The organism is Marinithermus hydrothermalis DSM 14884 (assembly GCF_000195335.1).
GTDB classification, from domain to species: domain Bacteria; phylum Deinococcota; class Deinococci; order Deinococcales; family Marinithermaceae; genus Marinithermus; species Marinithermus hydrothermalis.
In genome coordinates this window covers 452,476-477,659 of the sequence record NC_015387.1, presented here as the reverse complement: position 1 = coordinate 477,659, position 25,184 = coordinate 452,476, and the positions used below count along the sequence as shown (strand labels likewise).

At 70.7% G+C, this 25,184-nt stretch carries 27 protein-coding genes; 14 read left to right on the top strand and 13 right to left on the bottom strand.

The features are described 5' to 3' along the window. The first annotated feature begins 61 nt into the window (after positions 1-61). On the top strand, positions 62-1,198 hold the full coding sequence (locus MARKY_RS02560) for a PQQ-dependent sugar dehydrogenase (RefSeq protein ID WP_013703305.1): 1,137 nt from the start codon (positions 62-64) through the stop codon (positions 1,196-1,198). On the opposite strand, the gene MARKY_RS02555 is transcribed toward MARKY_RS02560, so the two are convergent. From MARKY_RS02555 to MARKY_RS02540, 4 genes are read right to left on the bottom strand one after another with little or no spacing between them, the layout of a single operon-like run. After that, entirely contained in the window at positions 1,195-2,151 is a 957-nt protein-coding gene (locus tag MARKY_RS02555; protein WP_013703304.1) for an RluA family pseudouridine synthase, read from the bottom strand. The genes MARKY_RS02560 and MARKY_RS02555 overlap by 4 nt on opposite strands. Next, positions 2,151-3,059, bottom strand: a complete 909-nt coding sequence (locus MARKY_RS02550) for a ketopantoate reductase family protein (protein WP_013703303.1) — start codon at positions 3,057-3,059, stop codon at positions 2,151-2,153. The genes MARKY_RS02555 and MARKY_RS02550 overlap by 1 nt, the downstream gene beginning before the upstream one ends. Continuing rightward, positions 3,049-3,879 (bottom strand): 3-methyl-2-oxobutanoate hydroxymethyltransferase, encoded by an 831-nt coding sequence (gene panB, locus MARKY_RS02545; RefSeq protein WP_013703302.1) that lies wholly within the window; start codon positions 3,877-3,879, stop codon positions 3,049-3,051. The genes MARKY_RS02550 and panB overlap by 11 nt, the downstream gene beginning before the upstream one ends. A 9-nt stretch (positions 3,880-3,888) precedes the next feature. Next, complete coding sequence (locus MARKY_RS02540) at positions 3,889-4,593, bottom strand: LSm family protein (RefSeq protein ID WP_013703301.1); 705 nt, start codon at positions 4,591-4,593, stop codon at positions 3,889-3,891. A gap of 43 nt (positions 4,594-4,636) precedes the next feature. Here MARKY_RS02540 and MARKY_RS02535 point away from each other — a divergent pair, with 43 nt between their 5' ends. The 5 genes from MARKY_RS02535 (at position 4,637) to MARKY_RS02515 (ending at position 9,853) form a co-directional block, all read left to right on the top strand. Next, positions 4,637-5,518: a glycoside hydrolase family 130 protein gene (locus tag MARKY_RS02535; protein ID WP_013703300.1), complete on the top strand. Its 882-nt coding sequence runs from the start codon at positions 4,637-4,639 to the stop codon at positions 5,516-5,518. 64 nt (positions 5,519-5,582) lie between these two features. Then, positions 5,583-6,716, top strand: coding sequence for a glycosyltransferase family 4 protein (locus tag MARKY_RS02530; protein WP_013703299.1), 1,134 nt, complete (start codon positions 5,583-5,585; stop codon positions 6,714-6,716). 18 nt (positions 6,717-6,734) lie between these two features. After that, positions 6,735-7,781 (top strand): mannose-1-phosphate guanylyltransferase, encoded by a 1,047-nt coding sequence (locus tag MARKY_RS02525; protein WP_013703298.1) that lies wholly within the window; start codon positions 6,735-6,737, stop codon positions 7,779-7,781. Positions 7,782-7,823: 42 nt separating this feature from the next. Beyond that, positions 7,824-8,801 (top strand): Holliday junction branch migration DNA helicase RuvB, encoded by a 978-nt coding sequence (gene ruvB / locus MARKY_RS02520; protein ID WP_013703297.1) that lies wholly within the window; start codon positions 7,824-7,826, stop codon positions 8,799-8,801. 5 nt (positions 8,802-8,806) lie between these two features. Next, the gene (locus MARKY_RS02515; RefSeq protein ID WP_013703296.1) at positions 8,807-9,853 is read left to right on the top strand and encodes a response regulator; all 1,047 of its coding nucleotides are present in this window, start codon (positions 8,807-8,809) and stop codon (positions 9,851-9,853) included. Between the two features lies 1 nt (position 9,854). Here the strand turns inward: MARKY_RS02515 and MARKY_RS02510 are convergent, their stop codons facing one another. Genes MARKY_RS02510 through MARKY_RS02490 form a run of 5 tightly spaced genes read right to left on the bottom strand, consistent with a single transcriptional unit; the run spans position 9,855 to position 13,971 of the window. Beyond that, complete coding sequence (locus MARKY_RS02510; RefSeq protein WP_013703295.1) at positions 9,855-10,310, bottom strand: methylated-DNA--[protein]-cysteine S-methyltransferase; 456 nt, start codon at positions 10,308-10,310, stop codon at positions 9,855-9,857. Then, the gene (locus MARKY_RS02505) at positions 10,307-10,909 is read right to left on the bottom strand and encodes a TetR/AcrR family transcriptional regulator (RefSeq protein WP_013703294.1); all 603 of its coding nucleotides are present in this window, start codon (positions 10,907-10,909) and stop codon (positions 10,307-10,309) included. The genes MARKY_RS02510 and MARKY_RS02505 overlap by 4 nt, the downstream gene beginning before the upstream one ends. Before the next feature lie 23 nt (positions 10,910-10,932). After that, the gene (locus MARKY_RS02500) at positions 10,933-11,664 is read right to left on the bottom strand and encodes a DUF4388 domain-containing protein (protein ID WP_013703293.1); all 732 of its coding nucleotides are present in this window, start codon (positions 11,662-11,664) and stop codon (positions 10,933-10,935) included. Continuing rightward, on the bottom strand, positions 11,649-12,524 hold the full coding sequence (thrB, locus tag MARKY_RS02495; protein ID WP_013703292.1) for a homoserine kinase: 876 nt from the start codon (positions 12,522-12,524) through the stop codon (positions 11,649-11,651). The genes MARKY_RS02500 and thrB overlap by 16 nt, the downstream gene beginning before the upstream one ends. A 10-nt stretch (positions 12,525-12,534) precedes the next feature. After that, positions 12,535-13,971, bottom strand: coding sequence for a bifunctional ADP-dependent NAD(P)H-hydrate dehydratase/NAD(P)H-hydrate epimerase (locus tag MARKY_RS02490; RefSeq protein WP_041657778.1), 1,437 nt, complete (start codon positions 13,969-13,971; stop codon positions 12,535-12,537). Between the two features lie 39 nt (positions 13,972-14,010). On the opposite strand from MARKY_RS02490, the gene MARKY_RS02485 reads away from it, so the two are divergent. Beyond that, a complete protein-coding gene (locus MARKY_RS02485) occupies positions 14,011-14,772 on the top strand; it encodes an SIR2 family NAD-dependent protein deacylase (RefSeq protein ID WP_013703290.1) in 762 nt (253 codons plus the stop codon). Here MARKY_RS02485 and der read toward each other — a convergent pair. Then, a complete protein-coding gene (gene der, locus MARKY_RS02480) occupies positions 14,719-16,014 on the bottom strand; it encodes a ribosome biogenesis GTPase Der (RefSeq protein WP_013703289.1) in 1,296 nt (431 codons plus the stop codon). The two genes, MARKY_RS02485 and der, sit on opposite strands and share 54 nt — an antisense overlap. Positions 16,015-16,330: 316 nt before the next feature. Here der and MARKY_RS02475 point away from each other — a divergent pair, with 316 nt between their 5' ends. Further along, a complete protein-coding gene (locus MARKY_RS02475; protein WP_013703288.1) occupies positions 16,331-16,981 on the top strand; it encodes a DegV family protein in 651 nt (216 codons plus the stop codon). Here the strand turns inward: MARKY_RS02475 and glyA are convergent. Continuing rightward, positions 16,978-18,198 (bottom strand): serine hydroxymethyltransferase, encoded by a 1,221-nt coding sequence (gene glyA / locus MARKY_RS02470; protein ID WP_425357338.1) that lies wholly within the window; start codon positions 18,196-18,198, stop codon positions 16,978-16,980. The genes MARKY_RS02475 and glyA overlap by 4 nt on opposite strands. 29 nt (positions 18,199-18,227) lie before the next feature. On the opposite strand from glyA, the gene MARKY_RS02465 reads away from it, so the two are divergent. Genes MARKY_RS02465 through MARKY_RS02450 form a run of 4 tightly spaced genes read left to right on the top strand, consistent with a single transcriptional unit; the run spans position 18,228 to position 20,969 of the window. Beyond that, complete coding sequence (locus MARKY_RS02465) at positions 18,228-18,521, top strand: hypothetical protein (protein WP_013703286.1); 294 nt, start codon at positions 18,228-18,230, stop codon at positions 18,519-18,521. A 21-nt stretch (positions 18,522-18,542) separates the two neighbouring features. Then, complete coding sequence (locus MARKY_RS02460; protein WP_013703285.1) at positions 18,543-19,208, top strand: GNAT family N-acetyltransferase; 666 nt, start codon at positions 18,543-18,545, stop codon at positions 19,206-19,208. Between the two features lie 10 nt (positions 19,209-19,218). Then, the gene (locus MARKY_RS02455; protein WP_013703284.1) at positions 19,219-19,848 is read left to right on the top strand and encodes a CBS and ACT domain-containing protein; all 630 of its coding nucleotides are present in this window, start codon (positions 19,219-19,221) and stop codon (positions 19,846-19,848) included. Then, positions 19,836-20,969: an acetoin utilization protein AcuC gene (locus MARKY_RS02450; protein WP_013703283.1), complete on the top strand. Its 1,134-nt coding sequence runs from the start codon at positions 19,836-19,838 to the stop codon at positions 20,967-20,969. The genes MARKY_RS02455 and MARKY_RS02450 overlap by 13 nt, the downstream gene beginning before the upstream one ends. Here MARKY_RS02450 and ade read toward each other — a convergent pair whose 3' ends face one another. Then, positions 20,970-22,697 carry an adenine deaminase gene (gene ade, locus MARKY_RS02445; RefSeq protein WP_013703282.1) on the bottom strand — a complete coding sequence of 576 codons (1,728 nt, stop codon included), beginning with the start codon at positions 22,695-22,697 and terminating at the stop codon, positions 20,970-20,972. Positions 22,698-22,834: 137 nt separating this feature from the next. Here ade and ttuB point away from each other — a divergent pair, with 137 nt between their 5' ends. Both ttuB and MARKY_RS02435 read left to right on the top strand, forming a co-directional pair. Further along, positions 22,835-23,041 carry a sulfur carrier protein TtuB gene (ttuB, locus tag MARKY_RS02440; RefSeq protein ID WP_013703281.1) on the top strand — a complete coding sequence of 69 codons (207 nt, stop codon included), beginning with the start codon at positions 22,835-22,837 and terminating at the stop codon, positions 23,039-23,041. Further along, positions 23,028-24,014: a TIGR00269 family protein gene (locus MARKY_RS02435; RefSeq protein ID WP_013703280.1), complete on the top strand. Its 987-nt coding sequence runs from the start codon at positions 23,028-23,030 to the stop codon at positions 24,012-24,014. The genes ttuB and MARKY_RS02435 overlap by 14 nt, the downstream gene beginning before the upstream one ends. A 12-nt stretch (positions 24,015-24,026) precedes the next feature. Here MARKY_RS02435 and MARKY_RS02430 read toward each other — a convergent pair whose 3' ends face one another. After that, positions 24,027-25,121, bottom strand: a complete 1,095-nt coding sequence (locus MARKY_RS02430) for a DegT/DnrJ/EryC1/StrS family aminotransferase (protein WP_013703279.1) — start codon at positions 25,119-25,121, stop codon at positions 24,027-24,029. Positions 25,122-25,184: the final 63 nt, after the last annotated feature.

Genomic DNA, 25,184 nt, shown 5'->3' with positions numbered 1-25,184 from the left:
CTGTCCCGAGGACCCCTTCTCGGACGGGAGCGGGCCCTCGGGAGCACTTTGGAGGTGCCGCATGATCCGGTTGAAACGATGCGTTGCGCTCGGCGCGGCACTCGTGGCCGCCAGTAGCCTGGCGCAACCGCCCCTGCCTCAGATCGCGCTCCAGCCCGTCGTCACGGGCCTCACCCGCCCCGTGGCCCTGGCCGTCGCCCCGAACCGCCCCGACTGGCTCTTCCTCGTGGAGCAGGGGGGGCGGATCCGGGTCTTTGACGGCAGCGCGCTGCGCCCCACTCCGTTCCTGGACCTCTCGGAACGGGTCTCCTGCTGCGGCGAGCGGGGCCTTTTAGGGCTCGCCTTCCACCCCCAGTACGGCGAGAACGGGTTCTTCTTCGTGAACTACACCGACACCGCGGGGAACACGGTGGTGGCGCGCTACCGCGTCTCGGCGGACCCGGCGCGGGCCGACCCCGCCTCCGCCACGGTGCTCCTCACTCTCCCCCAGCCCTTCGGGAACCACAACGGCGGGCAACTCGCCTTCGGCCCGGACGGGTACCTGTACATCGGCACCGGGGACGGGGGGAGCGGCGGCGACCCCCTCAACAATGGGCAGCGGCTGGACACCCTACTCGGCAAACTCCTCCGGATCGACGTGAACACCACCCCGTACGGGATCCCTCCCGATAACCCCTTCCGCCGCGTTCCCGGCGCCCGCCCCGAGATCTGGGCTTACGGGCTCCGGAACCCCTGGCGGTTCAGCTTCGACCGCGCCACCGGCGACCTGTACATCGCGGACGTGGGCCAGAACCGCTGGGAGGAGGTCAACCTCCAACCGGCGGGCAGCCCCGGCGGTCAGAACTACGGCTGGCGCGTCATGGAAGGCCGCCACTGCTTCACGCCACCCGAGGGGTGCGCCCAGGAAGGGCTCGTCCTCCCCATCCTCGAGTACGACCACACCCAAGGCTGCTCGATCACCGGCGGGTACGTGTACCGGGGACGCGCCATCCCGGGCCTCGAGGGGGTGTATCTGTACGGGGACTTCTGCTCCGGGCGGATCTGGGGCGCTTGGAACAAGGACGGCCGCTGGCATAACGCCCTCCTTCTCGAGACCGACCTCGCGATCAGCGCGTTCGGCGAAGACGCCCAGGGCGAGGTGTACGTCCTCGACTACGCCTCGGGAACCGTGTACCGGATCGCGCCGGGCGGCTCTTAAGCGCTCCCTCCCGCGGGCGGAGCCACGTCCGCGCGCTCGAGGCCGTCCGGCCACCGGCCGCCCAAGGCCTCCCAGGCCGCGACCATGTCGCGCGGGACCGGCGCGACGAAGGTCATGATCCGACCGCTACGCGGGTGCGGGATGCGCAGCTCGTAGGCGTGCAGGGCCTGGCGCGAGATGTAGGGGCTTGGCTTGCCGTACAGCTCGTCCCCCAGGATGGGGGCGTACAGGTGCTTGAGGTGCACGCGGATCTGGTGCGTGCGGCCGGTGTGGGGGCGGGCGTCCACCAGGGCGTGGCCGTCCACCGTGGCGAGCAGGCTGAAGTCCGTCTCCGCGTACCGGGCGTTCACGCCGCTCACGTGCATCTTGTGGCGCTCCACCGGGTGCCGGCCGATCGGCGCGACTAGGGTCATCTCCGGGGGCTGGCCTACGGTGATCGCCACGTACCGCTTGAACACGAAGCGGTTCTTAAACGCGTCCGCCAGCCGTCGCACGGCGGCGTCGTGCCGCCCCACCACGATCACGCCCGAGGTGTCGCGGTCCAGCCGGTGCACGATCCCCGGCCGCACCTGCTCGGGAGGCTCGCCCTCCACGGCGGCCTGCGCGTACCGCCCCATCAGGGCGTTCACCAGCGTGCCGCTCGTCAGGCCCGGAGCGGGGTGGGTCGCCATGCCGGGCGGTTTGTTCACCACCACCATGTCCTCGTCCTCGTACAGGATCTCGAGGTCCCGCTGTTCCGGCGCGACCCGGGGCGGGGGGTCGGGCGGGGCCACGACCTCCACGGTCTCGCCCTTAAGCCGCTTCCCCGGCTTGGTCACGGGCACCCCATCGACCCGCACGTACCCGGCCGCGATCCAGGCCTGGGCCTTGGCCCTCGAGGCGCCCGTCCGTTCCGCAACCGCCTGATCCAAGCGTACGCCCTCCGCGCTGAACCGCACCTCCACGCTCCCCATTATGCGTCATCCCCCAAGCCGCGGGCTTGCTCCCAAGCCTGAAGCAACGCGTACACCGCCCGGTGCGTGGGGACCTCGAGGCCCCGCCGCTCGGCCAGCGCCACGAACGCGCCGGTGAGCGTCTCGAGCTCGGTAGGCCGCCCGGCCAGCACGTCCTGGAGCATGCTGCTCCGGTTCCGCGCGGTATCCCGCGCCACCCCAAACACCAACGCCTCCGCCTCCCGGGGGGTGAGCTCGAGGCCCTCACCACGCAGCACCGGGAGGGCCTCGGCGATCAGGCGGCGCGCCAGCGCGTCGAGGGGCGGCTCGGCCACCCGGCCGTTCTCCACCCGCGCGAGGGCGGTGAGGGGGTTGATCACCAGGTTCACGAGGAGTTTTTTCAGGCGGGCCTCGTGAATGCTGGGCTCCACCCGGGCGCGAAACCCCGCCTGCGCCAGGGCCTGCGCTATCGGCTCGAACCCGGGGGGCACGAGGGTCTCGCCGCGCCCCGCCCACACGACCCGCTCCCCCTCCCGGTACGCCCCCTCGGTGGTCACGCCTTGCGCGGCGTGCAGGCCGGGCAGCGCGCGGCGCAGCGTCGCCTCCACCAGGCCGTTTTGCAGGGAGAGCACACCTTTAGGCCGCATGCGCCCGGCGAGGCGCGCCGCGGCTGCGGTATCCGGCCCCTTGACCACGAGCACCACCCAGTCCGCCTCGGGAAGGGCCCCGGGGTGGGCGACCGGGGGGCGCACCCGGCGCGCGCCTTCCAGCGTGACCCAGGTGTACCCCTGCGCGAGCGCCGCCGCGCGCTGCGCGTCGCGCGCCACCAGCACGACGGGCCCCACCCGGGCTAACCCTGCCGCGAACAGCCGCCCCAGCGCCCCCGCCCCCACGACCGCGATCGGGTAGCGCACCCGCCTAGTCGCCATACACCTTCTTGAGGATCTCCTCCCGCATGCCGAAGCTGTGCGCCTCGTCGGGGAAGACGCCCTCGCGCACCTCCCGCGCGTACGCGGCCACCGCCTCGCGCATCAGCGCACCGGCCTCGGCGTACCGCTTCACGAACTTGGGCTTGAAGCGGTCAAAGATCCCCACCAGGTCGTGGAAGACCAGCACCTGCCCGTCCGTCACCGGCCCCGCCCCGATCCCGATCGTGGGCACGGTGAGCTCCTCGGTCACCCGCCGGGCGAGCGGGGTGGGGACCATCTCGAGCACCACCCCCCAGACCCCGGCCGCCTCGAGGGCCCGCGCGCCCTCCACGATCCGGCGCGCGCTTTCAGCGTCTTTGCCCTGGACGCGGTACCCTCCCAGGCTCGAGGCGGTCTGCGGGGTGAGGCCCACGTGCCCCAGGACCGGGATGCCCGCCCGGACGAGCGCCTCGACGACGGGGACGACCTCGAGGCCGCCTTCGAGCTTGACCGCGTCCGCCCCGCCCTCCTTGAGGAAGCGCCCCGCGTTCTCCAGGGCCGCCTCGGGGGTCGCGAAGGAGAGGAAGGGCATGTCCGCGATGAGGAAGGTCTCGGGGGCTCCGCGCCGTGCGGCCTTGACGTGGTGCAGCATCTCCTCCATCGTGACGGGCACGGTCGAGTCGTACCCGAGGACCACCATGCCGAGGGAGTCGCCCACCAGGATCAGGTCCACCCCGGCCTCCTGGGCGATCCGCGCGGTGGGGTAGTCGTACGCGGTCACCATGACCAGGCTTCCGGGGCCTTTCTTCGCCTTGAGGTCCAAAACGGTGAGCTTGGCCATGCTCCCATTCTAGTCCCGGGAGCTCCCGCCCTCCCACGCGCCCCGCGCGAGGTCCGCAGCGAGGCGCAGCACCTCCCGGCGGCGCCCGGAGTAGACGCCTTGGCCGTACCCGAGGCGGGTCAGCGCCTCCTTGAGGTACCGGTCCGTGGCCAGCACGGAGACGTAGGGGCGCAGGGTCGCGGCCATCACGAGGTCCACCAGGTCCGAAAGGCGGGGGCGGCGCGTGGCCTCGAGGGAGTGCAGCGCGACGAGCCGCGCCAGGACCTGCACGAACGGCAGGGTGCGCGCTCGGGGGCCCTTGAGGCCCAACCAGCGCGTCACGATCTCCGTCACCTGGGCCGTCCGGGCGACGAAAGTCCCCTCGAGCTCCAGGTCCATCAACCCCCAAAGCGGGGCGAGGTCCGCGGGCCGGTCCCACCCGCCCTCCCGTCCAAGGCAGTCCTCGAGCCAGATCCCGTCCCGCCGGTACTGGCGGTAGAGCACCTCCTGCCAGGGGCGGACCCACAGCCCGTCCCCCAGCGCGGCGAAGATCCGCTCAAAGACGGGCGCCAGGTACCCGCCGTGCAGCTCGAGGACGTGAAAGGGGCTGGGCGGCGCGAGGACGTTCGCGGCTTGGAGGGCTTCCCACACCACCCCGAAGTGCGCGTGGTGGGGTAGGCCCAGGAGGTGCTTCGCGATCCGCGAGGCGTAGTTCTGGTCCAGGTAGACGATCACCTATTCTCCAGCATAGGCCCGGCCAGGCTGGTTTAATGAAGGCATGGTGCGTTTACAACGCCATCCCCAAAACCCGATCCTCTTGCCGAACCCGGCCTCGCCGTGGCAGGCGCTGAACGTCTTTAACCCGGCGGTGGTGTACGCGAACGGCCTGTTCCACATGATCTACCGCGCCCAGGGGCTGGATTACATCTCGCGCCTCGGGTACGCGGTCTCCGTGGACGGGGTGCGGTTCAACCGTTTGGAGGACCCGATCTTCGAGCCGGAGCACGACCTGGAGTGGCGCGGCGTGGAGGACCCCCGGGTGGTGTGGCTCGAGGACCGGTTCTTCATGACCTACACCGGGTACTCGCGCCAAGGCATCCAGCCGTACCTCGCGGAGAGCACGAACTTGATCCACTGGCAGCGGCGCGGCGTGGCCTTGCCCGAGATGGAGAACAAGGACCACGTCCTCTTCCCGGAGCGCGTCGGGGGGCGGTACGTGATGCTGCACCGGCGCCCCCCTGCGATCTGGATCGCGTTCTCCGAGGACCTGGAGCACTGGGAGGGGCACCGGCCCATCCTCGAGCCGCGCCCGGGGCTTTGGGACGAGGCGCGGGTGGGGGCGGGTGGCCCGCCGATCCCGACGGAGGCGGGGTGGCTTTTGATCTACCACGGGGTGGACGCGCGCAACACTTACCGGTTGGGCCTGGCCTTGCTCGATCGGGAGGACCCCACGCGGGTCGTCGCCCGCCCCAAGGGGTTCGTGCTCGAGCCGGAGGAGGTCTGGGAGCTGCGGGGCGACGTGCCGAACGTGGTGTTCGCCTGCGCGAACCCCGTGGTGGAGGGAACGGTGTACGTGTACTACGGCGGCGCGGACCGCGTGATCGGCCTGGCGACGGCGCCGCTCGAGGAGCTGGTGGCCGCGGCCCTCAAGGGTGAATGATTCATGATATAAAATATTGATTGACACATTATCAACTTATATAATTTAGGGTGCGGAGGTTGGTATGGTCGCACTGGTTGGCACCTACCCCCCCATCCACTGCGGCATCGCCACCTTCGACCGGGACCTCAAAACGGCACTAGAAGAGGCTGGGCTCCCCGTGCGGATCGCGCTGATCGCGCACCCCGAGGAGCTGGACCGGGTACGCGCCCCCGAGGTGCGCTGGCGCATCCCCAAAACGGACCGCCCCGCCTACCGCGCCCTCGCCGAGGCCCTCTCCCGCGAGGCGGAGACCGTCCTCCTCAACCACGAGTACGGCCTGTTCGGCGGCCCGGAAGGCGCGTGGGTGCTCGAGTTCGCCCAGGCGCTCAGCACCCCCCTCGTCACGATCCTGCACACCATCTTCCCCGAGCCCACCCCGGACCAGGCCCGCATCCTGCGCACCCTGGCCCGCCTGAGCCACCGGGTCGTGACCATGGCCGAAAGCGGGCGCGCGATCCTGACGCAAACCTACGGCATCCCCCCGGACCGCATCGCCGTCATCCCGCACGGCATCCCAGACCTCCCCTACCCCGACCGCGCCGCCCTCAAACGGGCCCTCGGCCTCGAGGCGGGCCCCCTCCTCCTCACCTTCGGCCTGATCCGCCCCGAGAAGGGCCTGGAGACCGTGATCCAGGCCCTGCCCCGGGTGCTGGAACGCCACCCTAACGCCACCTACGTGATCGCCGGAGCCACCCACCCCTACCAGCGCCGCGCCCACGAGGAGGCCTACCGCGAGTCCCTCGCCGCGCTGGCCGAGCGGCTCGGCGTGGCGCACGCGGTGCGGTTTTACGACCGGTTCCTGCCCGAGGAGGAGCTCCGCCAGCTGATCGGCGCGGCGGACCTGTACCTCCTCCCCTACCCCCGGCTCGGGCAGATCACCTCCGGGGTGCTCTCCTACGGGTTCGCCCTGGGCAAGGCCATCCTCGCCACGCCCTTCCTGCACGCCAAAGAAACCCTCACGCCCGAGCGGGGCGTGCTCTTGCCGCCGAACGACCCCGCGGCGTGGGCCGACGCGATCACCGAGTTGCTCGACCACCCCGAACGCATCGAGGCCCTCTCCTGCGCGGCCTACGCCTACGGCCGCCGCCTCACCTGGCGCACGATCGGCCAGCGCTACCGGGAGCTCCTCGCCCAACCCATGCCGCTCAGCGCCTAACCGAAAAGGAGGTGAGACGTGGACGCCTACGCCGTAGTGATGGCCGGGGGACGGGGCGAACGGCTCTGGCCCCTCTCCACCCCCGAACACCCCAAGCCCTTCCTGCGCCTGTTCAACGGCAAGAGCCTGCTCGAGGCCACCCTGGACCGCCTCGCGGGCCTCTTCCCCGAGGAGCGCACCCTCCTCCTCCTCCGCGAGGACCTCAAGCCGGCGGTCGAGGCGCTCGAGCCCAAGGCCCGCGTGGTCTACGAGCCGAGCGCGCGCGACACCGCCGGGGCGCTCGTCCTCGCCCTGGCCCACGTGGCGCACGAAGCCCCCCAGGCGCGGCTGGTCCTGTTGCCCGCGGACCACTACGTCAACGACACCCAACTCTTCCAAAACGACCTCACGGCGGCCCTCGAGGCGGCCGATCCCCCGCACGTGGTGACGCTCGGCATCCCCCCGACCCGGCCGGAGACCGGGTACGGCTACATCCGGCTCGGCGCGCGCGAGAACGGCTGGCACCGGGCCGAGGCCTTCGTGGAAAAACCCACGTACGCGACGGCCCTGCACTACCTGCAGTCGCGACAGTACCTCTGGAACGCGGGCATCTTCGCCTTCGCGGTCCCCACCATGGAGGCGCTCCTCGAGGCGCACCTCCCCGAGCACTACCGGGCCTACCGCGCCCTCCGCGCGGCCATCGGGACCGACGCCTACCCCGAGGTGCTCGCGGAACACTGGGCCACGCTCCCCAAGACCTCCATCGACTACGGCATCATGGAAAAGGCCCCGCACGTGCGCGTGATCCCCGCCCGCTTCGGCTGGGACGACGTGGGCACCTGGCGGGCCCTCGAGCGCACCCTGCCCTTGGACGAGTACGACAACGCCGTCGCGGGCACGGGACGGCACGTGGGCGTCGAGACCCGCGGGTGCGTGATCTACGCTCAGGACGGGCTGGTCGCCACCCTGGGGGTCTCCGGGCTGATCGTGGCTCAGCTCGGCAAGACCGTGCTCGTCGCGGACAAGGAACGCGCCCACGAGGTGCGCGAGCTGGTGCGGCGCCTCGAGAACGGGCAAGCCTCCTAAACCCCGTCGGGCGCCCCGCGAACGCTGGGGTATGATGGGGCCGTGGAGGACCTCACCCTCCGTCCACAAACGCTGGACGAGTACGTCGGCCAAACGCGGCTCAAGGAAAAGCTCCGGGTCTACCTCCAGGCCGCCAAGGCCCGTGGGGAGCCCCTGGACCACATGCTCCTCTTCGGCCCCCCGGGCCTAGGCAAGACCACGCTTGCGCACGTGATCGCCAACGAACTCGGGGTGAACATCCGCGTCACCTCCGGGCCCGCGATCGAAAAACCCGGGGACCTGGCCGCGATCCTCACGAACTCCCTCGAGGAAGGGGACATCCTCTTCATCGACGAGATCCACCGGCTGTCGCGCACCGCCGAGGAGCACCTGTACCCCGCGATGGAGGACTTCAAGATCGACATCGTGCTGGGCCAGGGTCCCGCGGCGCGCACCCTCCGGCTCGAGCTGCCGCGCTTCACGCTGATCGGCGCCACCACCCGCCCCGGCCTGATCTCCAGCCCCTTGCGGAGCCGGTTCGGTATCATCGAGCACCTCGAGTTCTACACTCCCGAGGAGCTCGCGGAAGGCGTGGCGCGCGACGCGCGGCTGCTGGGGCTCGAGATCGAGCACGAGGCGGCCTTGGAGATCGGGCGGCGCGCGCGCGGCACGATGCGCATCGCCAAACGCCTCTTCCGCCGCGTGCGGGACTTCGCCGAGGTCGCGGGCGACCCCCGCGTGACCCTCGAGCGCGCCCGGGAGGCCCTGGACGCCTTGGGCCTGGATGCCTTAGGCCTGGACGCCCGCGACCGGAAGATCCTCGAAACGATCCTAACGCGGTTCGCGGGCGGGCCGGTGGGCCTCGAGACGCTCGCTACCGCGCTCAGCGAGGACCCTCAGACGCTGGAGGAGGTGCACGAGCCGTTTTTGATCCAGCTGGGCTTGATCAAGCGCACGCCCCGCGGCCGCGTGGCCACCGAGCGGGCGTACCGGCACCTGGGCCTGCCCGTCCCGGAGGGGGAGCGGGGATTGTTCGAGTAAAGCGCATGATCCAAGGGCGCATCGGCGAGATCGAGCTGGGGGAACTGCTGCGCGCTTTGGAAGCCGCGGGCAAAAGCGCCGTCGTCACCCTCGAGACGCCGCACGGAACGGGGCAGGCGCACCTCGCATTGGGCCGGATGGCCTACGCCCGCACCGAGCCGGGGCCGCACCTGGGGGAGTACCTGGTGCGGCTGGGCCACCTGAACCTGGACGACATCCAGCGCCTGGTCCTCAAGCAGCGCCGCGAGAATCCCGGCACCCCCCTGGGGCAGCTCGCCCTGCAAGAGGGGCTCATCAGCGAAGCTGAACTGCACGAGGCGCTTTCGGCCCAGGTCCTCGAGGCCCTCGCCACCATGCTCACCTGGGAGGAAGGCCGCTTCACCGCAGAACCCCCACCGCCCAACACCTCCCAGATCCCCCTGGCCTACACCCTCGAGGCTTCCGCGGCGGTCCTCGAGGCTGCCCGAAGGCTCGACGAGTGGCGGCGCGGCCAGGTCGCGCCCGACGAGGTGCTCGTCCTCGCCGGGGACCCCACCCGGCACGCCCTCAGCCCGGAAGCCTGGACCCTTCTCGAGCTGGTAGACGGCATCAAGCGCGCGCGCTCGATCGCTCTCGAGTCGGGACTCGCCGAGGAGGAGGCCTACCACGTGCTCTACGAGCTCAAAAGCCGCGGCCTCCTAAAACCCGCAACCCTGCTCCTCGAGGACCCCTTGATCCTGGTGCTGGCGGACTCGAGCCTGGTGCGGCGCTTGCTGTTCGTGGTGCTGGAGCGCGAGCGCTACCGTACCCTGATCGCGCCGGACCTGGAGACCGCCAAGCGCATGCTCGTCCGGCACCGACCGCACGGCATCCTGATCCAGGGGGACGCCGTCGCGGACCGCGTCCGGCAGATCCGGGCCCTCCCGGAGGGCCGGTACACGCCTCTTTGGGTGATCAGCGAAACCCCCCCGCGCGGTCTCTGGGCCCGCGCCGCGCGGGTGGGGCACATCCCCAAACCCTTTACCGAACGGGACGTACTGGAGGCCCTGAGCGCGATCCGCCGGCCCTTATAGCCTAGACGTGCACCCCCTCGTGGCGCAGCAACCAGCGCTTCACCCCCTCACGCCCCGCGAACCCCCCGAGCCGCCCGTCCGCGTACACCACGCGGTGCGCGGGCACCGCGAGAAAGAACGGGCAGGATCCGAGCCCGGCCCCCACCGCCCGCGCGCTGAGGCCCACCATGCGCCCGACCGCGCCGTAACTCGTGGTCGTGCCGAAGGGAATTTGCCGCACCGCCTCGTACAGTCGCACCCGCGCCTCGGGCAGGCCCTGGTAGTCCAAGGGAACGGCGAAGCGCACCGCTTCCCCCGCGAAGTACCGCGCTACCTCCTCCTTAAACCGCTGGAAATGCACCTGCCCCGCCCCACCCTCCTCAGGGCGAGGCAAGACCCCCAGCTCGACCCGCGCCAAACCCCGAGCGGTCGCGTGCACCCAAAGCAGCCCTACCGGGGTAGGGATCAGGCCGGTCACCGTGCCAAAACGCCCTCAAGCACGATCGCGAGGAATTTAAAAAGCTCCTCCTTCAAGCTGCGGTGCGGGGTGTGCCCCGCCCAGCGCAGCACCGCGAGCAGGTAGGTGTCCGCGATGGAGTTGGCCATGCGTTCGAGGGAAAGGTCCGTCCGGAGCTTCCCGGCAGCCTTGAGGGGTTTAAGGATCTCCGCAAGCCGTTCTCCAAGCGGCAACGCCTCGTACGCGGCGCGGGCCCGCTCGGGGTCCGGGTTCACCAACTCGTGCGCCAGGTGGCTGAGCAGCTCGCGGCCGATCTCGTGCTCCGAAGCCTCCGCGAGGCGCTCCCAAAAACGGTACAGGACCTCCAGCGGCGGCGCGCCCGCCTCGAGCTCCGCCTTGCTCTCCTGCCAGATCCGGTCTAGAAGCTCCTTGCCGTAATCGAGGAGTACCGCTTCCTTATACGGGTAGTAATTGAAGAAGGTGCCGCGGGAAACGTGGCTGGCTTTGGCGATCTCGGCCGCCGTGGTTTGCTGAAACCCCAGCTCTTTAAACAGCTGGATCGCCGAGCGGTAGATGCGCTCGCGGCGCCGCTGCTTCTGCCGTTCCCTTAAGCTCTGCATAACTTTGATTATACCCGCTACAATTAGGGGGCTTCGGCCTCCCAGGTCAGGTCCCGCAACAACCAGCCCCGCCCGGGAAAGTTCAGCTCACCGCTCCGGATGGCCTCGATCAGGTAGGCCCGCACCTCCTCCACCGAGAACCCCATGCGGATCAACTCCCCCAGGTTGCGGGTCCCGTCCAGGTAGCGCGGCAGATCCCGCGCGTCTTGCGCGTTGGGAAGCGTCCGCCGGCCCTTAGCGTGCCGGATGCGCATGGAGAACCAGTTGTACTTCTGGAGAAGGACCAGATCCCCCTCGTGCACCCCGCGCCACGCCCGTTCCATCGCGATGATGAGGGGCACCCCCCACGCCTTGGCCGCGCCGCGCACGCTGCGCCCCCCCACAAAGACCGCGTACGGCTCCACGGGGCGCAACGCCTCCAGCACCCGGCTGGGAGAAGGCACCAGCTGCCGAAAACGAGCCCACTCGTCGTTCAAGCGGGCCCACTCCCCTAAAAAGGTGCGGAAGGGCATCCACACCGCGCCGTCCTGCACTCCTTGCTCGAAGCGGAAACGGCCTTCCTGAGGGTGCAAGGGAAAGGTGGAGACGGCCTCGAACCCCTCCCAGTCCAAAATGCCGCCTCCCACCACCTCTCCTCGCATAAACCGCAGCACCAGAGGGACCCGTTCCTCCACGTACAGCACGCCCGACTTGCGGCTCGTGTGGACGAGCTCGAGCACGTCCACCAAGGACATCGTCGCTAGGCTTCCTTCCACCGGTATCCCCCTCCAATGCCCAGGACCCACGTCCGGCCCCGCTCCCCAACATACCCCACCAGCGTGCGGCGCACCGCCGCCACCCGCTCCGGCCGGGTGAGCACCGCAAGGGTCGGCCCAGCCCCCCCCACAAACGCCGCGAGCCCCCCCGCGGCGTACGCAGCCTCCAGGTGCGCCACGAGCCCCGGCATGAGGTGCGCGCGCTGAAACTGGTGCAACCGGTCCCGGCTCGCCTCCCGCAACGCCTCGAGCCGCCCCGCGGCGAGCGCCGCGGGCCAGAGCGCGGCCCGCGCCAGGTTGAACACCGCGTCCTCCAAGGGTACCGTCTGCGGCAACGCCGCGCGGGCCGCTTCGGTGGGCACCGCGTAGTCCGGCACGCCCAGCACGAACACCAGCCCTTCCGGCACGGGTACGGTCACCGCGAGCGGCGGCTCCATGAGGGCCACCACAAACCCGCCGTAGCACGCCGGCGCGACGTTGTCGGGGTGCCCCTCGAGCCGCGCCGCCACGCGGAAAACGCCGTCCCGCCCAAGCCGGCCCCCGCTCGCCCGGTCCGCGAGCGCCGCACCGGCCACCAAAGCGGCCGCGCTCGAGCCCATCCCTCGCGCGAGCGGGATGGGGTTCCGGACACGGATCCAGACCGGAGGAGCCGCCTCGCCCAAGGCCGCCCAGGCCGCGCGCCATCCCCGATGCACCAGGTTGTCCGGCGTGCCGGGCACCGTCCCTTCCCCCTCATACAGGAAGGCATCCGCCTCAGCCGGGGTGGCTTCGGCCTCGAGCCACAGGTCGAGGGCCACCCCGAGGGCGTCGAAGCCACTGCCCAGGTTGCCCAGCGTCGCCGGAACGTGCACGCGCCACATTTGCTGGGAATTATACCCAGAACGGCCGCACCGCGTCGGAGATGAGCGCCTCCCGCGCCTGGGGCAAGGCCTCCGCCACCTCGTGCGCGAGCAGCCCCACCCGCCCCACCCGGTCCCCCGCGAGACCGTGCCAGTACACCCCGAGCCGCGCCGCGTCCCACGGCCGCAGCCCCGCGGCCAGCAAGGCGGCGATCACGCCGCTCAGCACGTCCCCCATCCCGCCCGTGGCCATCGCCGCACTTCCGGTGGTGTTCACCGCGAGGTGCGCCCCCTCGGCCAGGACCGTCGGCCCTCCTTTGAGGACCACCGTCACCCCGTACCGCTCCGCGAGGGCCCGCGCGGCCTCGAGCGGGTGCGCCGCGATCTCCTGGGCGCGACGCTCCAACAAGCGCGCGGCCTCCCCCGGGTGCGGCGTGATCACCACGGGCCGCCCCCGGCAGGCCGCCACCACCTCCGGAACCAGCGCGTCCGCGTCCAGCACCGCGGGCAGGCCCAGCTCGAGCGCAGCCCGTGCCGCCTCCGGACCGCCGGGCCCCGCCCCCATCCCCACCGCGACCGCCTCGGCCCGGGCCGCGCGCAGCGCCTCCGCCCGCCACGCCGCAAGCGGAAGGCGCACCACCTCCAGCAGCGGCTCGAGGGGCACGCCCTCCGGGTAGGCGAGGGTCACGAGACCCGCACCCGCCCGGTACGCGCCCAAAGCTGCGAGGGCCGGCGCGCCGGTGTAGGTGGCGTACCCCCCCGCGACGAGCACCCGCCCCACCGAGCCTTTGTGCGCGTTGCCCGGCCGTTCCGGCAGCAGCGCCCGCATCGCCTCCGGGGTCAAGAGCTCGGGCAGCTCCGGGGCCTCCAGGGCCGCCTCCGGCATCCCGATCCCGTCCAGCACAATCCGCCCGCAGGCCGCGCGCGCCGGGTAGAAGAGGTGCTCGCGCTTCAGCCCCGCGAGCGCCACGGTCACGTCCGCGCGCACGTGGGGCGTAAACGGCACCCCCGAGGGCAGGTCCACCGCCACGACCGGCAGCCCGCTCGCGTTCACCCGCGCCGCGACCTCGGCGTACACCCCCGCGAGCGGGCGGGAAAGCCCGGTTCCCACGAGGGCGTCCACCACCACCTCCGCGCCCTCGAGGTCCAGCGCCTCCAGCGGCCGCACCGCCACGCCGTGGGCCTCGAGGGCCTTGCGGGCCTGGGCCGCGTCGCCCGCCTGCCCGTCCGGAGCGTACACCGCGACCCTGTACCCCCAAAGGAAGAGCCAGCGCGCGGCGACGAACCCGTCCCCGCCGTTGTTGCCCTTACCCGCGACCACCCAAACCGCGCGCGCGTCCGGGAAATGCTCCCGTACCGCGCGCGCTACCGCGCGCCCCGCGGCCTCCATCAGCAACAGGCTCGGGTACCCCAGCGCCACCGCGCGCCGGTCCGCCCTACGCATCGCGTCCGCCGTGAAGAGGCGCATACCCATAATCTACCCCTCCTCGCGCTACACTGGGTACCGATGCTAAAGGAAGCCCAAACCCGCCTCCGCGAGGCCACGCGGGTCGCGGTCCTGACCGGCGCGGGCATCAGCGCCCCCTCGGGCATCCCCACCTTCCGCGACCCCGGCGGCTTGTGGAAGGAGTTCCGCATCGAGGATTACGCCACCCCCGAGGCGTACGCTCGGGACCCCGAGCGGGTCTGGGCGTGGTACGCCTGGCGGTACCGGAAGATCCAAGCGGCCCGCCCCAACCGGGCGCACGAGTTGCTGGCCCGGCTCGAGGCCGAGAAGGGCGAGGGGTTTGTGCTCGTGACGCAGAACATCGACGGGCTGCACCAGCGCGCCGGCTCGAGGCGGGTGATCGAGCTGCACGGGAACATCGCCCGCGCGCGGTGCGAGTGGTGCGACGCGCGCGTCCCCCTCCCCCCGCCGGAGGCGTTCACCCCGCCCCCCACCTGCCCGCGCTGCACGAGCCGCATGCGGCCGGACGTGGTCTGGTTCGGGGAGTTCCTGCCCGAAAAGGCGCTCGCCGCAGCCGAGCGAGCCTTCGCCGAGGCCGAGGTGGCCCTCGTCATCGGAACGAGCGCGGCGGTGGAGCCCGCCGCGAGCCTGGGGCGGTACGCGCGCTGGAGCGGCGCGTACCTGATCGAGATCAACCCCGAGCCCACCCCCCTCACCCCCCTTGCGCACTGCGCGTTGCGGATGGGGGCGGTGGAGGGCCTCGAGGCGTTACTCGCGCCGCCCGCGGAAGACCAGCCGGAAGGGGATCTCCCGAAGCCCTAGGTCCTCCCCGATCCGGTTCTTTAGGTAGTTCTCGAAAGCGCGCGTCACGAACTCCGGGTGGTTCACGAAAAACACGAAGGTCGGCGGGGCGACCTCGGGCTGGGTCGCGAAGAAGATCTTCAAGGGCTTGCCCTTGAAGTTGGGGACGCGGGTGCGCATCAACCACACGTCCAGCCAGCGGTTGAGCTCGCTCGTCTCGAACCGGGTGCGGGCCAGGTGGTACAGCCGCACCGCCTCCGAGAGGAGCTTGTGCAGGTTCTGCCCCGTCACGGCCGAGGTGTAGATCAGGGGAAGGCGCTCGAGGTGCGCGAGCTTCTCCCGGATCTCGGCCCGCACCCGCCGGGCCTCGTCCTTGGGGACCCGGTCCCACTTGCTCACCGCGAGGATCGTGGGCCGTCCGGCCTCCAGGGCTTCGTTCGCCATCTTGAGCTCGCGGTCCCCGAGCTCGAAGGGGTCCACCACGAGCACCACCACGTCCGCTTCGCGGATCACGCGGTGCGAGCGCTGGATGGCGAAGTACTCCACGGCCGTCTCGGGCCGCTTGCGGATCCCCGCGGTGTCCACCAGCACGAAGCGCTGCCCGCCGTAGTCGAACTCCACGTCGATCGCGTCGCGCGTGGTGCCGGGCTGCTCCGAGACGATGACGCGCTCCTCCCCGAGGATGGCGTTCATGAGGCTGGATTTTCCGGCGTTGGGCCGCCCGATGATCGCGAGCCTAAGGGCCTCGACCTCGGGCTCGGCGTCCTCGTCCTGGCGTACGGGGAGGCGTTCCCAGATCGCGTCCACGAGCGCGTCCAGCCCCCGCCGGTGCTCAACCGAGGTCGGGATCGGCGCGCCGAACCCCAGGGCGTACAACTCCCCCAGGTACTGCTCATGCTTGGGGTCGTCCACCTTCGTCGCGACGAGCAGCACCGGTGTCGGCTGGCGGCGAAGGTAGTCCGCCACCTCAAAATCCGCCTGGGTGGGGTCCGCCCGGCCGTCCACCAGAAACAGGACTAGATCCGCGTCCTGGATGGCGCGGTCCACCTTCTCCTGGATCTTCGGTTCCCACGCGTCCCCCGACCACAACCCGCCGGTGTCCACCAGCTTGAACCGGCCGCGGTCCGTCTCGATCACGGCCTCCTTCAGGTCTCGGGTCACGCCGGGCTCGTCGGCCACGACCGCATCCCGCCGGCCCAGGAGGCGGTTATACAAGCTCGATTTACCCACGTTAGGGCGTCCAACGATCACGACCTTCTTCATGGTTTCACGAAAGCGGGTGGGCCAGGCCCACCGACTCCTTCCTAACCGCTCATTGTACCCCAGCCGCCTCGGGGTATGCCGGCCCGGCTGGGGTGCCGGGCACTCGCAAAGGAGGTGATGAGATGAGGCAACTGAAGTTTACCCGCTCCGCGCGCGTTTGCCAAGGGACGGCGCGCGAACCCCACCCACCCCAAATAAGGACATTACTCCCTACCAACTGCATTAGATTGAAAGTATGGAAATCGGGATCATAACGGACGCTTCGAGCGGGCTCACCCCAAGACAAGCCCAAGCAGCCGGGGTGGGGCTTTGGTGAGTGGGCGACGACCTCGCCGCGCTCTACCGGCGCTACCTCGGCCTCTACGACGCCCTCATCTCCATCCACCCCTCCCCCCAGTTCGCCCCCTACCTCGAGCACGCCCAACGCGTCGCCCGGGAGGTCGCGCCCCAACGGGTCATCGTAGTGGACAGCCAGAGCGTCTCCGCAGGCCTAGCCGCCATGGCCCTGCGCGCCGCGGAAATCGCCCGCACCCAGGAAACCCCTGACGCGGTGCTCCACGAGATCCAGCGCCTCCAAGGGCAGGGTAGTTTCCTCCTCGTCTCCGGTGAACCCGAGCGCCTGCGGCAAGCCGGCTGGCTACCCCCGGGCGGCGACCTGTTAGGACGGGCGCTCTCCCTTTGGGCGCTCTTCACCCTGCGCAACGGACAGTTCCTCCTCCCGCCCCTCCCCGTGCCGCAGCAGGCCGTGCCCTTGGCCTTGGCGCAAACCAGCGAACGGACGCACCGCAAGCAGCGGGTGCGGGCCCACATCGCCGCAGGGGAGGTCCCCAAGGAGCACGTCACCCGCCTGGAGCGCGAGCTGCGCCGCCGCTTAAACCTCGAAGGGGGCGTTGTCAGCCCCCTGAGTCCCGAGGTGGCCGCCCGCACCGGGCCGCGCACCCTAGTGACCTTCACCTACCCGATTTAAGGCATCGGGTGGGCCAAGGCAAGCTCGCGCACCCGCTCCCGAAGCGCCTCGCTAGGCCCCTCGGTGAGCGCCTGGTCCATCATCTCCGCGATCACCGGCATCTCCTCCGGGGTGAACCCCCGCGTGGTGATGGCCGGGGTGCCCACGCGAATGCCCGAGGTGATGCGGGGCGGATGGGGATCGAACGGAATCCCGTTCTTGTTCACCGTGATCCCCACCGCGTCCAGCCGCTCCTCGGCCTCCTTGCCCGTCAGGCCCTTGGGCCTCAGGTCCACCAGGAACAAGTGGTTGTCCGTACCGCCCGAGACGATGCGGTACCCCCGCCCGGCCAGCGCCCCCGCGAGCGCCTTGGCGTTCGCGATCACGCGCGCCGAGTACTCCTTAAACTCCGGCTGCATCGCCTCGAAAAACGCCACGGCCTTCCCCGCGATCACGTGCTCGAGCGGCCCCCCCTGGATCCCCGGGAAGATCATCTTGTTGATCTTCTTGCCGAGCTCCGGGTCGCGCGAGAGGATCAACCCGCCGCGCGGGCCACGCAGCGTCTTGTGCGTGGTGGAGGTCACCACGTCCGCCCACGGCACGGGGTTGGGGTGGTGGCCGGTCGCGACGAGGCCCGCGAAGTGCGCCATGTCCACCACCAGGTACGCGCCCACTTCGTCCGCGATGCGGCGGAAGGCCTCGAAATCAAAAATGCGCGGGTACGCGCTGGCCCCCGCGATGATCATCCGCGGCTTGTGCTCGAGCGCCAAACGGCGCACCTCGTCCATATCGATGACCTCGGTCTCGGGGTGCACGCCGTAGGCCACCACGTTGAAGTACTTCCCGGAGAAGTTCACGGGGCTGCCGTGCGTGAGGTGCCCCCCCGCGGCCAGGTTCATGCCGAGGATGGTGTCCCCCATCTCCAGTAGGGCGAAGTACACGGCCATGTTGGCCTGGGAGCCGGAGTGCGGCTGGACGTTGGCCCACGCCGCGCCAAAGAGTTCCTTGGCGCGGTCGATGGCGAGCTGCTCGATCTCGTCCACGACCTCGCAGCCCCCGTAGTAGCGGCGCCCCGGGTACCCCTCGGCGTACTTGTTGGTGAGCACGCTGCCCACCGCCTCGCGCACCTGCCGGGAGACGAAGTTCTCGCTGGCGATGAGCTCGAGCCCCTCGCGCTGCCGCCGTTCCTCGGCCGCAATGAGTTCGAACACACGGGTGTCGTTCAGCATCCCGCCCATCATATTACGCGACGGGATATGCTAACAGTATGCAACGCGAAAAACGCATGCGTTCCGTTGGCGCGCAGCTCCGGTGGGTGGTGCTGGCCTTGCTGGGGGTGCTCCTTATCGTCCTGCTCTACATGAACTTCCGGGTCATCCCGCCGGACGTGTACGAACGCACCCGCACCTACGGCATCAACTTCCACCCCTTGGCGGTGTACTGGTTCTTCGGTTGGCGCCTGACCACCACCGGCTGGGTGCTCGTCTTTGGGTTTTTGGTGGGGTTTTTGGTGGGGTACTGGGGGGCGTGGCGCCGCGCCCGCCGCGGCCAAGGACGGTAACCCACCCCATAGGAGGGGTAAATGCCCCAACCGGAGTCGGATAAGGTATGGGTGATGCGCCGGGTCCCCACCCCCAAAGGCCCCGTGGTCATCCAGGCCGCGGCCACCCCGGAGGCCCTCCGCCCCCTCGAGGCGCACCCCGGCCTGCGCGCCTTCCGGCCCGCCGCACGGCAGAAAGAAGCCCTGCTCGAGATCGCCGCCAGCCCCGACGGGTGCGTGACCACCGCGGAGGCCGCCGGGCAGCTGGTGGGGTACGCCGCGTTCCACCGCCCGAGCGCCTTCGAGCGTTGGGGGGAGGACCCCACCGGCGGGATCTACGAGCTGGGCGCGGTCGAGGTCGCCCCGCCCTGGCGGGGGTATGGCCTCGCCCGGCACTTGCTCGAGGCCAGCTTCGCCACCGGCCGGTTCGAGGACAAGGTCGTGGTGGCCACCCTGTACTACTGGCACTACGATCTCGAGCACACCGGGTTGAGCGCGTACCAGTACCGCAAGCGGCTCGAGGCCCTCTACGGCAGCGTGGGGTTCGTGCCCTTCACGACCGACGATCCGGAGATCCGCGGGTACCTGGAGAACACCCTGATGGCCCGCATCGGGCCGCGCACCCCCAAGCACGTGATCGAAGCCTTCCACGCGCTGCGCTTCCGTTCGCCACCGCCGGAGGCCGCGCCGTGGTCGTTCCCGTCTTAAAGGAGGCATCATGCTGGTTCGTGACGTGATGCACAGTCCCGTCATCACGATCGCCGCCGACGCGACCCTGGCCGAGGCCAACGAGGTCATGTGGCGGCAGGGCATCCGGCACCTTCCGGTCATGGATCAGGGACGGCTGGTCGGCATCCTCACCGACCGCGACATCCGCCTGGCCACGAGCCGCCTCGCGCCCGTCCCCTTCACCGAGACGGCACGGGTCGAGGCGGTCATGACCGCCCCCGTCCTCACCGCGGACCCCCTGGACCCGGTGGAGGAAGCCGCTCAGGTGATGCGCCAGCACAAGATCGGCTCCCTGCCCGTCCTCGAAGGGCGCGAGCTCGTCGGCATCGTGACCGGAATCGACCTATTGGACGCGCTCATCAAGATGACCGGGGCGGCCAAACCCAGCGGGCGCCTCGAGGTCCGCCTACCCGACGAGCCCGGCCGCCTCGCCGAGCTCACGCGGTTCCTCGCCGACCGGGGACTCAACATCCACTCCGCCCTCACCTACCCCGCAGACGAGGACGCGACGCACGTGGTGCTGCGCGTCAACACCCAGCAGACCCGCCCCCTCGCGCACGCGCTGCGCCAGGCCGGGTTCCGCGTGGTCTGGCCGCCGGAAAAACCATGGTCCCGGTAATCTACCACCCCGCGTACCTCAGCTACAACTTCGGTCCCCAGCATCCCTTCAGCCCGGTGCGGCTGGAGATGCTCCTGGACCTGCTGCACGCCCTCGGCTACCCCCCGCCCCTCCACACCCCGCCCCAGGCCACGCGGGCGGAGGTGCTCCGCGTGCACGCGGAGCGCTTCGTGACGCGCGTGGAGGCCGCCGCCCGCGGCGCGCCCCCGGCCGACCTGCACCACTACGGGCTCGGCACCACGGACACCCCGGTCTTTCCCGAGATGGACGCGGCGGCCCGCTGGATCGTGGGCGGCACCCTCGAGGGAGCGCGCCTCATCGCCGCCGGACGCACGCAGCGCGTCCTGCAGCTGGGGGGCGGGCTGCACCACGCGCAGTACGACAAGGCCTCGGGGTTCTGCGTGTACAACGACCTCGCGGTCGCGATCCGCTACCTCACGGACCAAGGGCTGCGCGTGGCCTACATCGACATCGACGTGCATCACGGGGACGGCGTGCAGTGGATCTTCTACGACGACCCGAACGTCCTCACCCTGAGCCTGCACGAGTCCGGTCGCTACCTCTTCCCCGGCACCGGCACGGTCCTCGAGCTGGGACGCGGGGCCGGAGCGGGCCTCAAACTCAACCTGCCCCTAGAACCCTTCACCCAGGACGCCTCGTACCTCGAGGTCTTCGAGCGGGTGGCCCCGGCGGCGCTCGAGGCCTTCCGGCCGGACGTGCTCGTGGTGCAGTGCGGTGCGGACGCGCACTACATGGACCCCCTGGCGGACCTGCTGCTCACCACACAGGCCTACGAGCAGCTCTTTCAGCGCGTGCTGGACCTGGCCAGGGCGCACACCGGGGGGCGGGCCCTGTTCACGCTGGGCGGCGGGTACGCCCTGGACGCAACGGTACGGGTCTGGGCCCTGCTGTACCACGTGCTCCTCGAGCTCCCCCTCCCCAAGGCCCTGCCCGAGGCGTGGCGCGCCACGTGGCAGGAGCGGACAGGCCACCCCCTCACCCCCACCTTGCACGACCCGCCAGGAACCCCGCCCGAAACGCCTCGCCGGAAGGAGATCGAGCGCCGGAACCGGCAGGTCGCGGAACGGCTGCTGCAGCTCGCCAGCGCGTACTGGGGGTGATCAATCCACCCAGAGGTCCACGCGCTGAAACCGCTCGACGTCCACCAGCCCCTGGTCCGTGAGCTTCAGCTTGGGGATGACCTCGAGCGCCAGGAAGGAGAGCGGCATGAAGGGGTCGGGCAAACCACACCCCAGTTCGCGCGTCGCCGCGGTCAAAACACGCATCTGCAGGCGCACCCGGTCCGCGGAGCAGTTCGAGATCAGCCCCGCGATCGGGAGGGGCACCACGGCGAGCACCTCGTCCCCCAGCGCGGCGGCGTACCCACCCCCGAACCGCGCGACCGCCCGGAGGGCGGTGCGCATGGAGCGATCATCCGCCCCAGCTGCGATCAGGTTGTGCGCGTCGTGCGCCACGCTGCCCGCGATCGCGCCCTTCTTCAGGCCTAGGCCCGCCACGAACCCAAGCCCCACCCCGCCCCCCCGGCCGTGGCGCTCCACCACCGCGAGCTTTAGGAGGTCCCGCCCGGGATCCGCCACCGCCAACCCGTCCTTGATACGGGCCTCCGCGATCCGGTGCTCGGTCACGATCTGGCCCGGCACCACCCCGATCACCCGAACGCGCCGGCCCCGCGCCGGGATCTCCAGGTTTTGCCGCGCCACCCGCACGCGCACCGTGCCCTGCACCGCGCTCGCGTCCACCTGCGGCGGCACCCAGGCGTCCCCCTGGGGCGCCCCGTCCACCGCCACGACCCGCCCCCCGCTCATCACCCACTCGGCCCGGAAAGCCTCGAGGCTGGGAGTCGCCGCGAGGTCCGCGCGGCGCCCCGGCGCGATGGCCCCCCGGTCCTTAAGGCCCAAAGCCTCCGCGGCGTTCAGGGTCGCCATGCGGATCGCGGTGACCGGGTCCACCCCCGCCGCGACCGCGAGGCGGACCGCGTGATCGATATGCCCCTCCTCGAGGAGGTCCTCCGGGTGCCGGTCGTCCGTGCAGAACGCCACGCGCCGGGCGTTCTCCGGGGTCAGGGCCGGGAGGAGGTCCCTGAGGTTCCGGGCCGCGGTCCCCTCCCGCAGGAAGACGTGCAGCCCGGCCCGGAGTTTCTCCCGGACCTCCTCGGGCGTGGTGGACTCGTGGTCCGTCCTGGGCCCCGCCGCCGCGTACGCTTGGAGCCACTTCCCCCGCACCGCGGGCGCGTGCCCGTCCACGTGCCGGTCGCGGAAGGCGAGAAGCTTCGCCAGCGCCTCCGGCTCTCCCCGCACCGCTCCGGGCACGTTCATGAACTCCGCCAGCCCCAGCACGCGCGGGTGGTCCGCGAAGGCCTTGAGGTCCGCTGCTTCCAGCCGCGCCCCGCTCGTGGCGAGGGACGTGGCGGGCACGCAGGAGGGCAGCGTCACGAGGACCGAGAGCGGCAGCCCCTCAGAAGCCTCCAGAATGTAGCGGATCCCCTCGAGGCCCGCGACGTTCGCGATCTCGTGCGGGTCCGCGACCACGGTGGTCGTGCCCCGGGGCACGACCACGCGGGCGAACTCATAGGGGGTGACCATGCTGGACTCGAGGTGCAGGTGCGCGTCGATCAGTCCGGGTACCAGGTACCGTCCGGCGAGGTCCACTTCGCGGCGGCCGGTGTACCCCGTACCGACCCCCGCGATCCAGGCGCCGGCCACGGCCACGTCCGCCGGGTAGACCTCCCCGGTGAAGACGTTCACCACGCGTGCGTTCTTGATCAGGAGGTCCGCGGGTCGGTCCCCGCGGGCCACGGCCAGCAGGTGGGTGAGGGTCCTCGGCGTCATTAGGGGGAATATACACCCTACCCCAGGCATTGGCTTTGACGTCCGCCCGTGCCCGGCGAACAGCCCCCGCAGGAGGCGTCCGTCGGCCGGTTAAAGAAGGGGAGGCGCGGGGTGTGCTAGGGTGAGGAATTGTGAAGGTGATTGTGCGTGCACCCGAGAAGCGAGAGCTTGAGGTGGCGGGGAACCGTCCGCTCGAGGAGGTCCTGGCGGAGCTCGGCATCAACCCCGAGACCGTGGTGGTCGTGCGGGGGGAGGAGCTCCTGACCCGGGACACGCGCGTGCGCGAGGAGGACACGATCGAGGTCATCTCGGCGATCTCCGGGGGGCACGGTGCGCTGCCGTAAGTGCACGCAGAACGCGCAGGTGGAGCTGCGCCGGCACGGCCTCGCGCTGTGCGCCGCGCACTACCTGGAGTGGTTCGAGGCGCAGACCGCGCGCGCCATCCGCCGGCACAAGATGATCCGCGAGGGCGACCGGGTCCTGGTTGCGATCAGCGGCGGGAAGGACTCGCTCGCGCTTTGGGAGGTACTCACGCGGCTCGGGTACGAGGCCACGGGACTGCACATCCAGCTCGGCATCGGGGAGTACTCCGAGCGAGCCTACGAGGTCACCACGCGCTTCGCGCGGGAGCGGGGCCTTCCCTTGATCGTGGTGGACCTCGCGGAATCGTACGGCCTGGGGGTACCCGAGCTCTCCCTAGCGACGGGCCGGGTCGCGTGCTCGGGGTGCGGCCTCTCCAAGCGGTACTTGATGAACGAGGTCGCGCGTGAGGAGGGGTTCAACGTGGTCGCGACCGGGCACAACCTGGATGACGAAGCCGCGGTCCTCCTCGGGAACGTGCTCCGCTGGCAGACCGACGCCTTGCCGCGCCAGGGGCCGGTCCTTCCGGAACGGGAGGGGCTCGCGCGGCGCATCAAGCCCTTTTACCTCTTCACTGAGCGGGAGGTCGCGAGCTACGCGCTGCTGCGCCGCATCGCGTACCAGCACGAGGAGTGCCCGAACGCCACCGGGGCCAAGAGCCTCCTGTACAAGGAGGCCCTGAACCGGCTGGAGGAACGCATGCCAGGAACCAAACAGGCTTTCCTCGAGCAGTTCCTGAAGAAGATCCAGCCGATCCTCGCGGAGGGGCTGGGAGCCCAGGAGGTCGCCCTGAAGGAGTGCGAGCGCTGCGGTGCCCCCACCACGGGCGAGACCTGCGCGTTCTGCCGGTTGTGGGACCAGGCCTACCGCCGGGCCAAGAAACGCAAGCTCCTCCCCGAGTCCCGCGCCTTCGAGCCGCGCCCCCGCGCGCGCCGCGTCGCGCCGGAGGAAGGATAACTCCCCCGCCGCTTACCCGAAGAAGCGACGCACCGCCTCGATGACGCGCTCCACCTCCGCGTCCGTAAGGAAGGGGTGCAGGGGTAGGGAAAGCACCTCCCGCGCGGCGCGCTCGGCCTGGGGTAGGCTCCCCTCCGCCGCCAGATCGCGGTAGGCGGGCTGCAGGTGCGCGGGGGCCGGGTAGTGCACCGCGCTGCCCACCCCGCGGGCCTTGAGGTGCGCCGCCAATCGGTCCCGCTCCGGGGTGCGCACGGTGAACTGGTGCCACACGTGCACCACGCCCGGCGCTTCCCGCGGCACCCACACCACGTCCTCGAGGGCCGCGCGATACGCGGCGGCGATCTCGCGGCGGCGGGCGTTCCAGGCCTCGAGGTGCGGCAGCTTCACGCGCAGGATCGCGGCCTGGAGGGCGTCCAGGCGCGAAGTGTACCCCGCCCGGCGCACGTGGTGGTACCGGCCGGCCTGGCCGTGCACCGCGAGGCTCCGCGCGGCCTCGGCCACTTGGGGGTCGCGGGTCGTGATAAACCCGCCGTCCCCGTAAGCCCCCAGGTTCTTCGTGGGGTAGAGGCTGAACCCCGCGGCGTGCCCCAGCGCCCCGACCCGGCCCTTCCCGTACCGCGCCCCGATCGCTTGGGCGGCGTCCTCTACCACCACCAGGCCGTGCCGCTCAGCGAAGGCGCGGATCGCGTCCATCGCGGCGGGCTGGCCGTACAGGTGCACGGGCAGCACCGCGCGCGTGCGTTCGGTGCGAGCGGCCTCCAGACCCTCCGGGTCCAGGTTGAAGGTCTCGGGGTCGATGTCCACCAGTACGGGCCGGGCGCCCGCGTGGAGGATCGCCTCGATCGTGGCGATGAAGGTGAAGGGCGTGGTGATAACCTCGTCCCCCGGCCCGACCCCCACGGCGCGCAACGCGATCGTGAGCGCGTCGGTGCCCGAGCCAACCGTGACCACGTGCGGCACCCCCAGGTACCGGGCGAGCTCGGCCTCGAGGGCCGCCACCTCCGCCCCGCCCACGAAAGCGCCGGAGGCCAAAACGCGCGCAATAGCCGCGTCAATATCGGTTTTTAGGGCTTCATACTCGCGTTTGAGATCCAGTACCGATATCATACGTTCGCTCTCCCAAGGCTAAGGCCGGGATCATGATCCCGGCCTCATTCTTACGAGCACCCC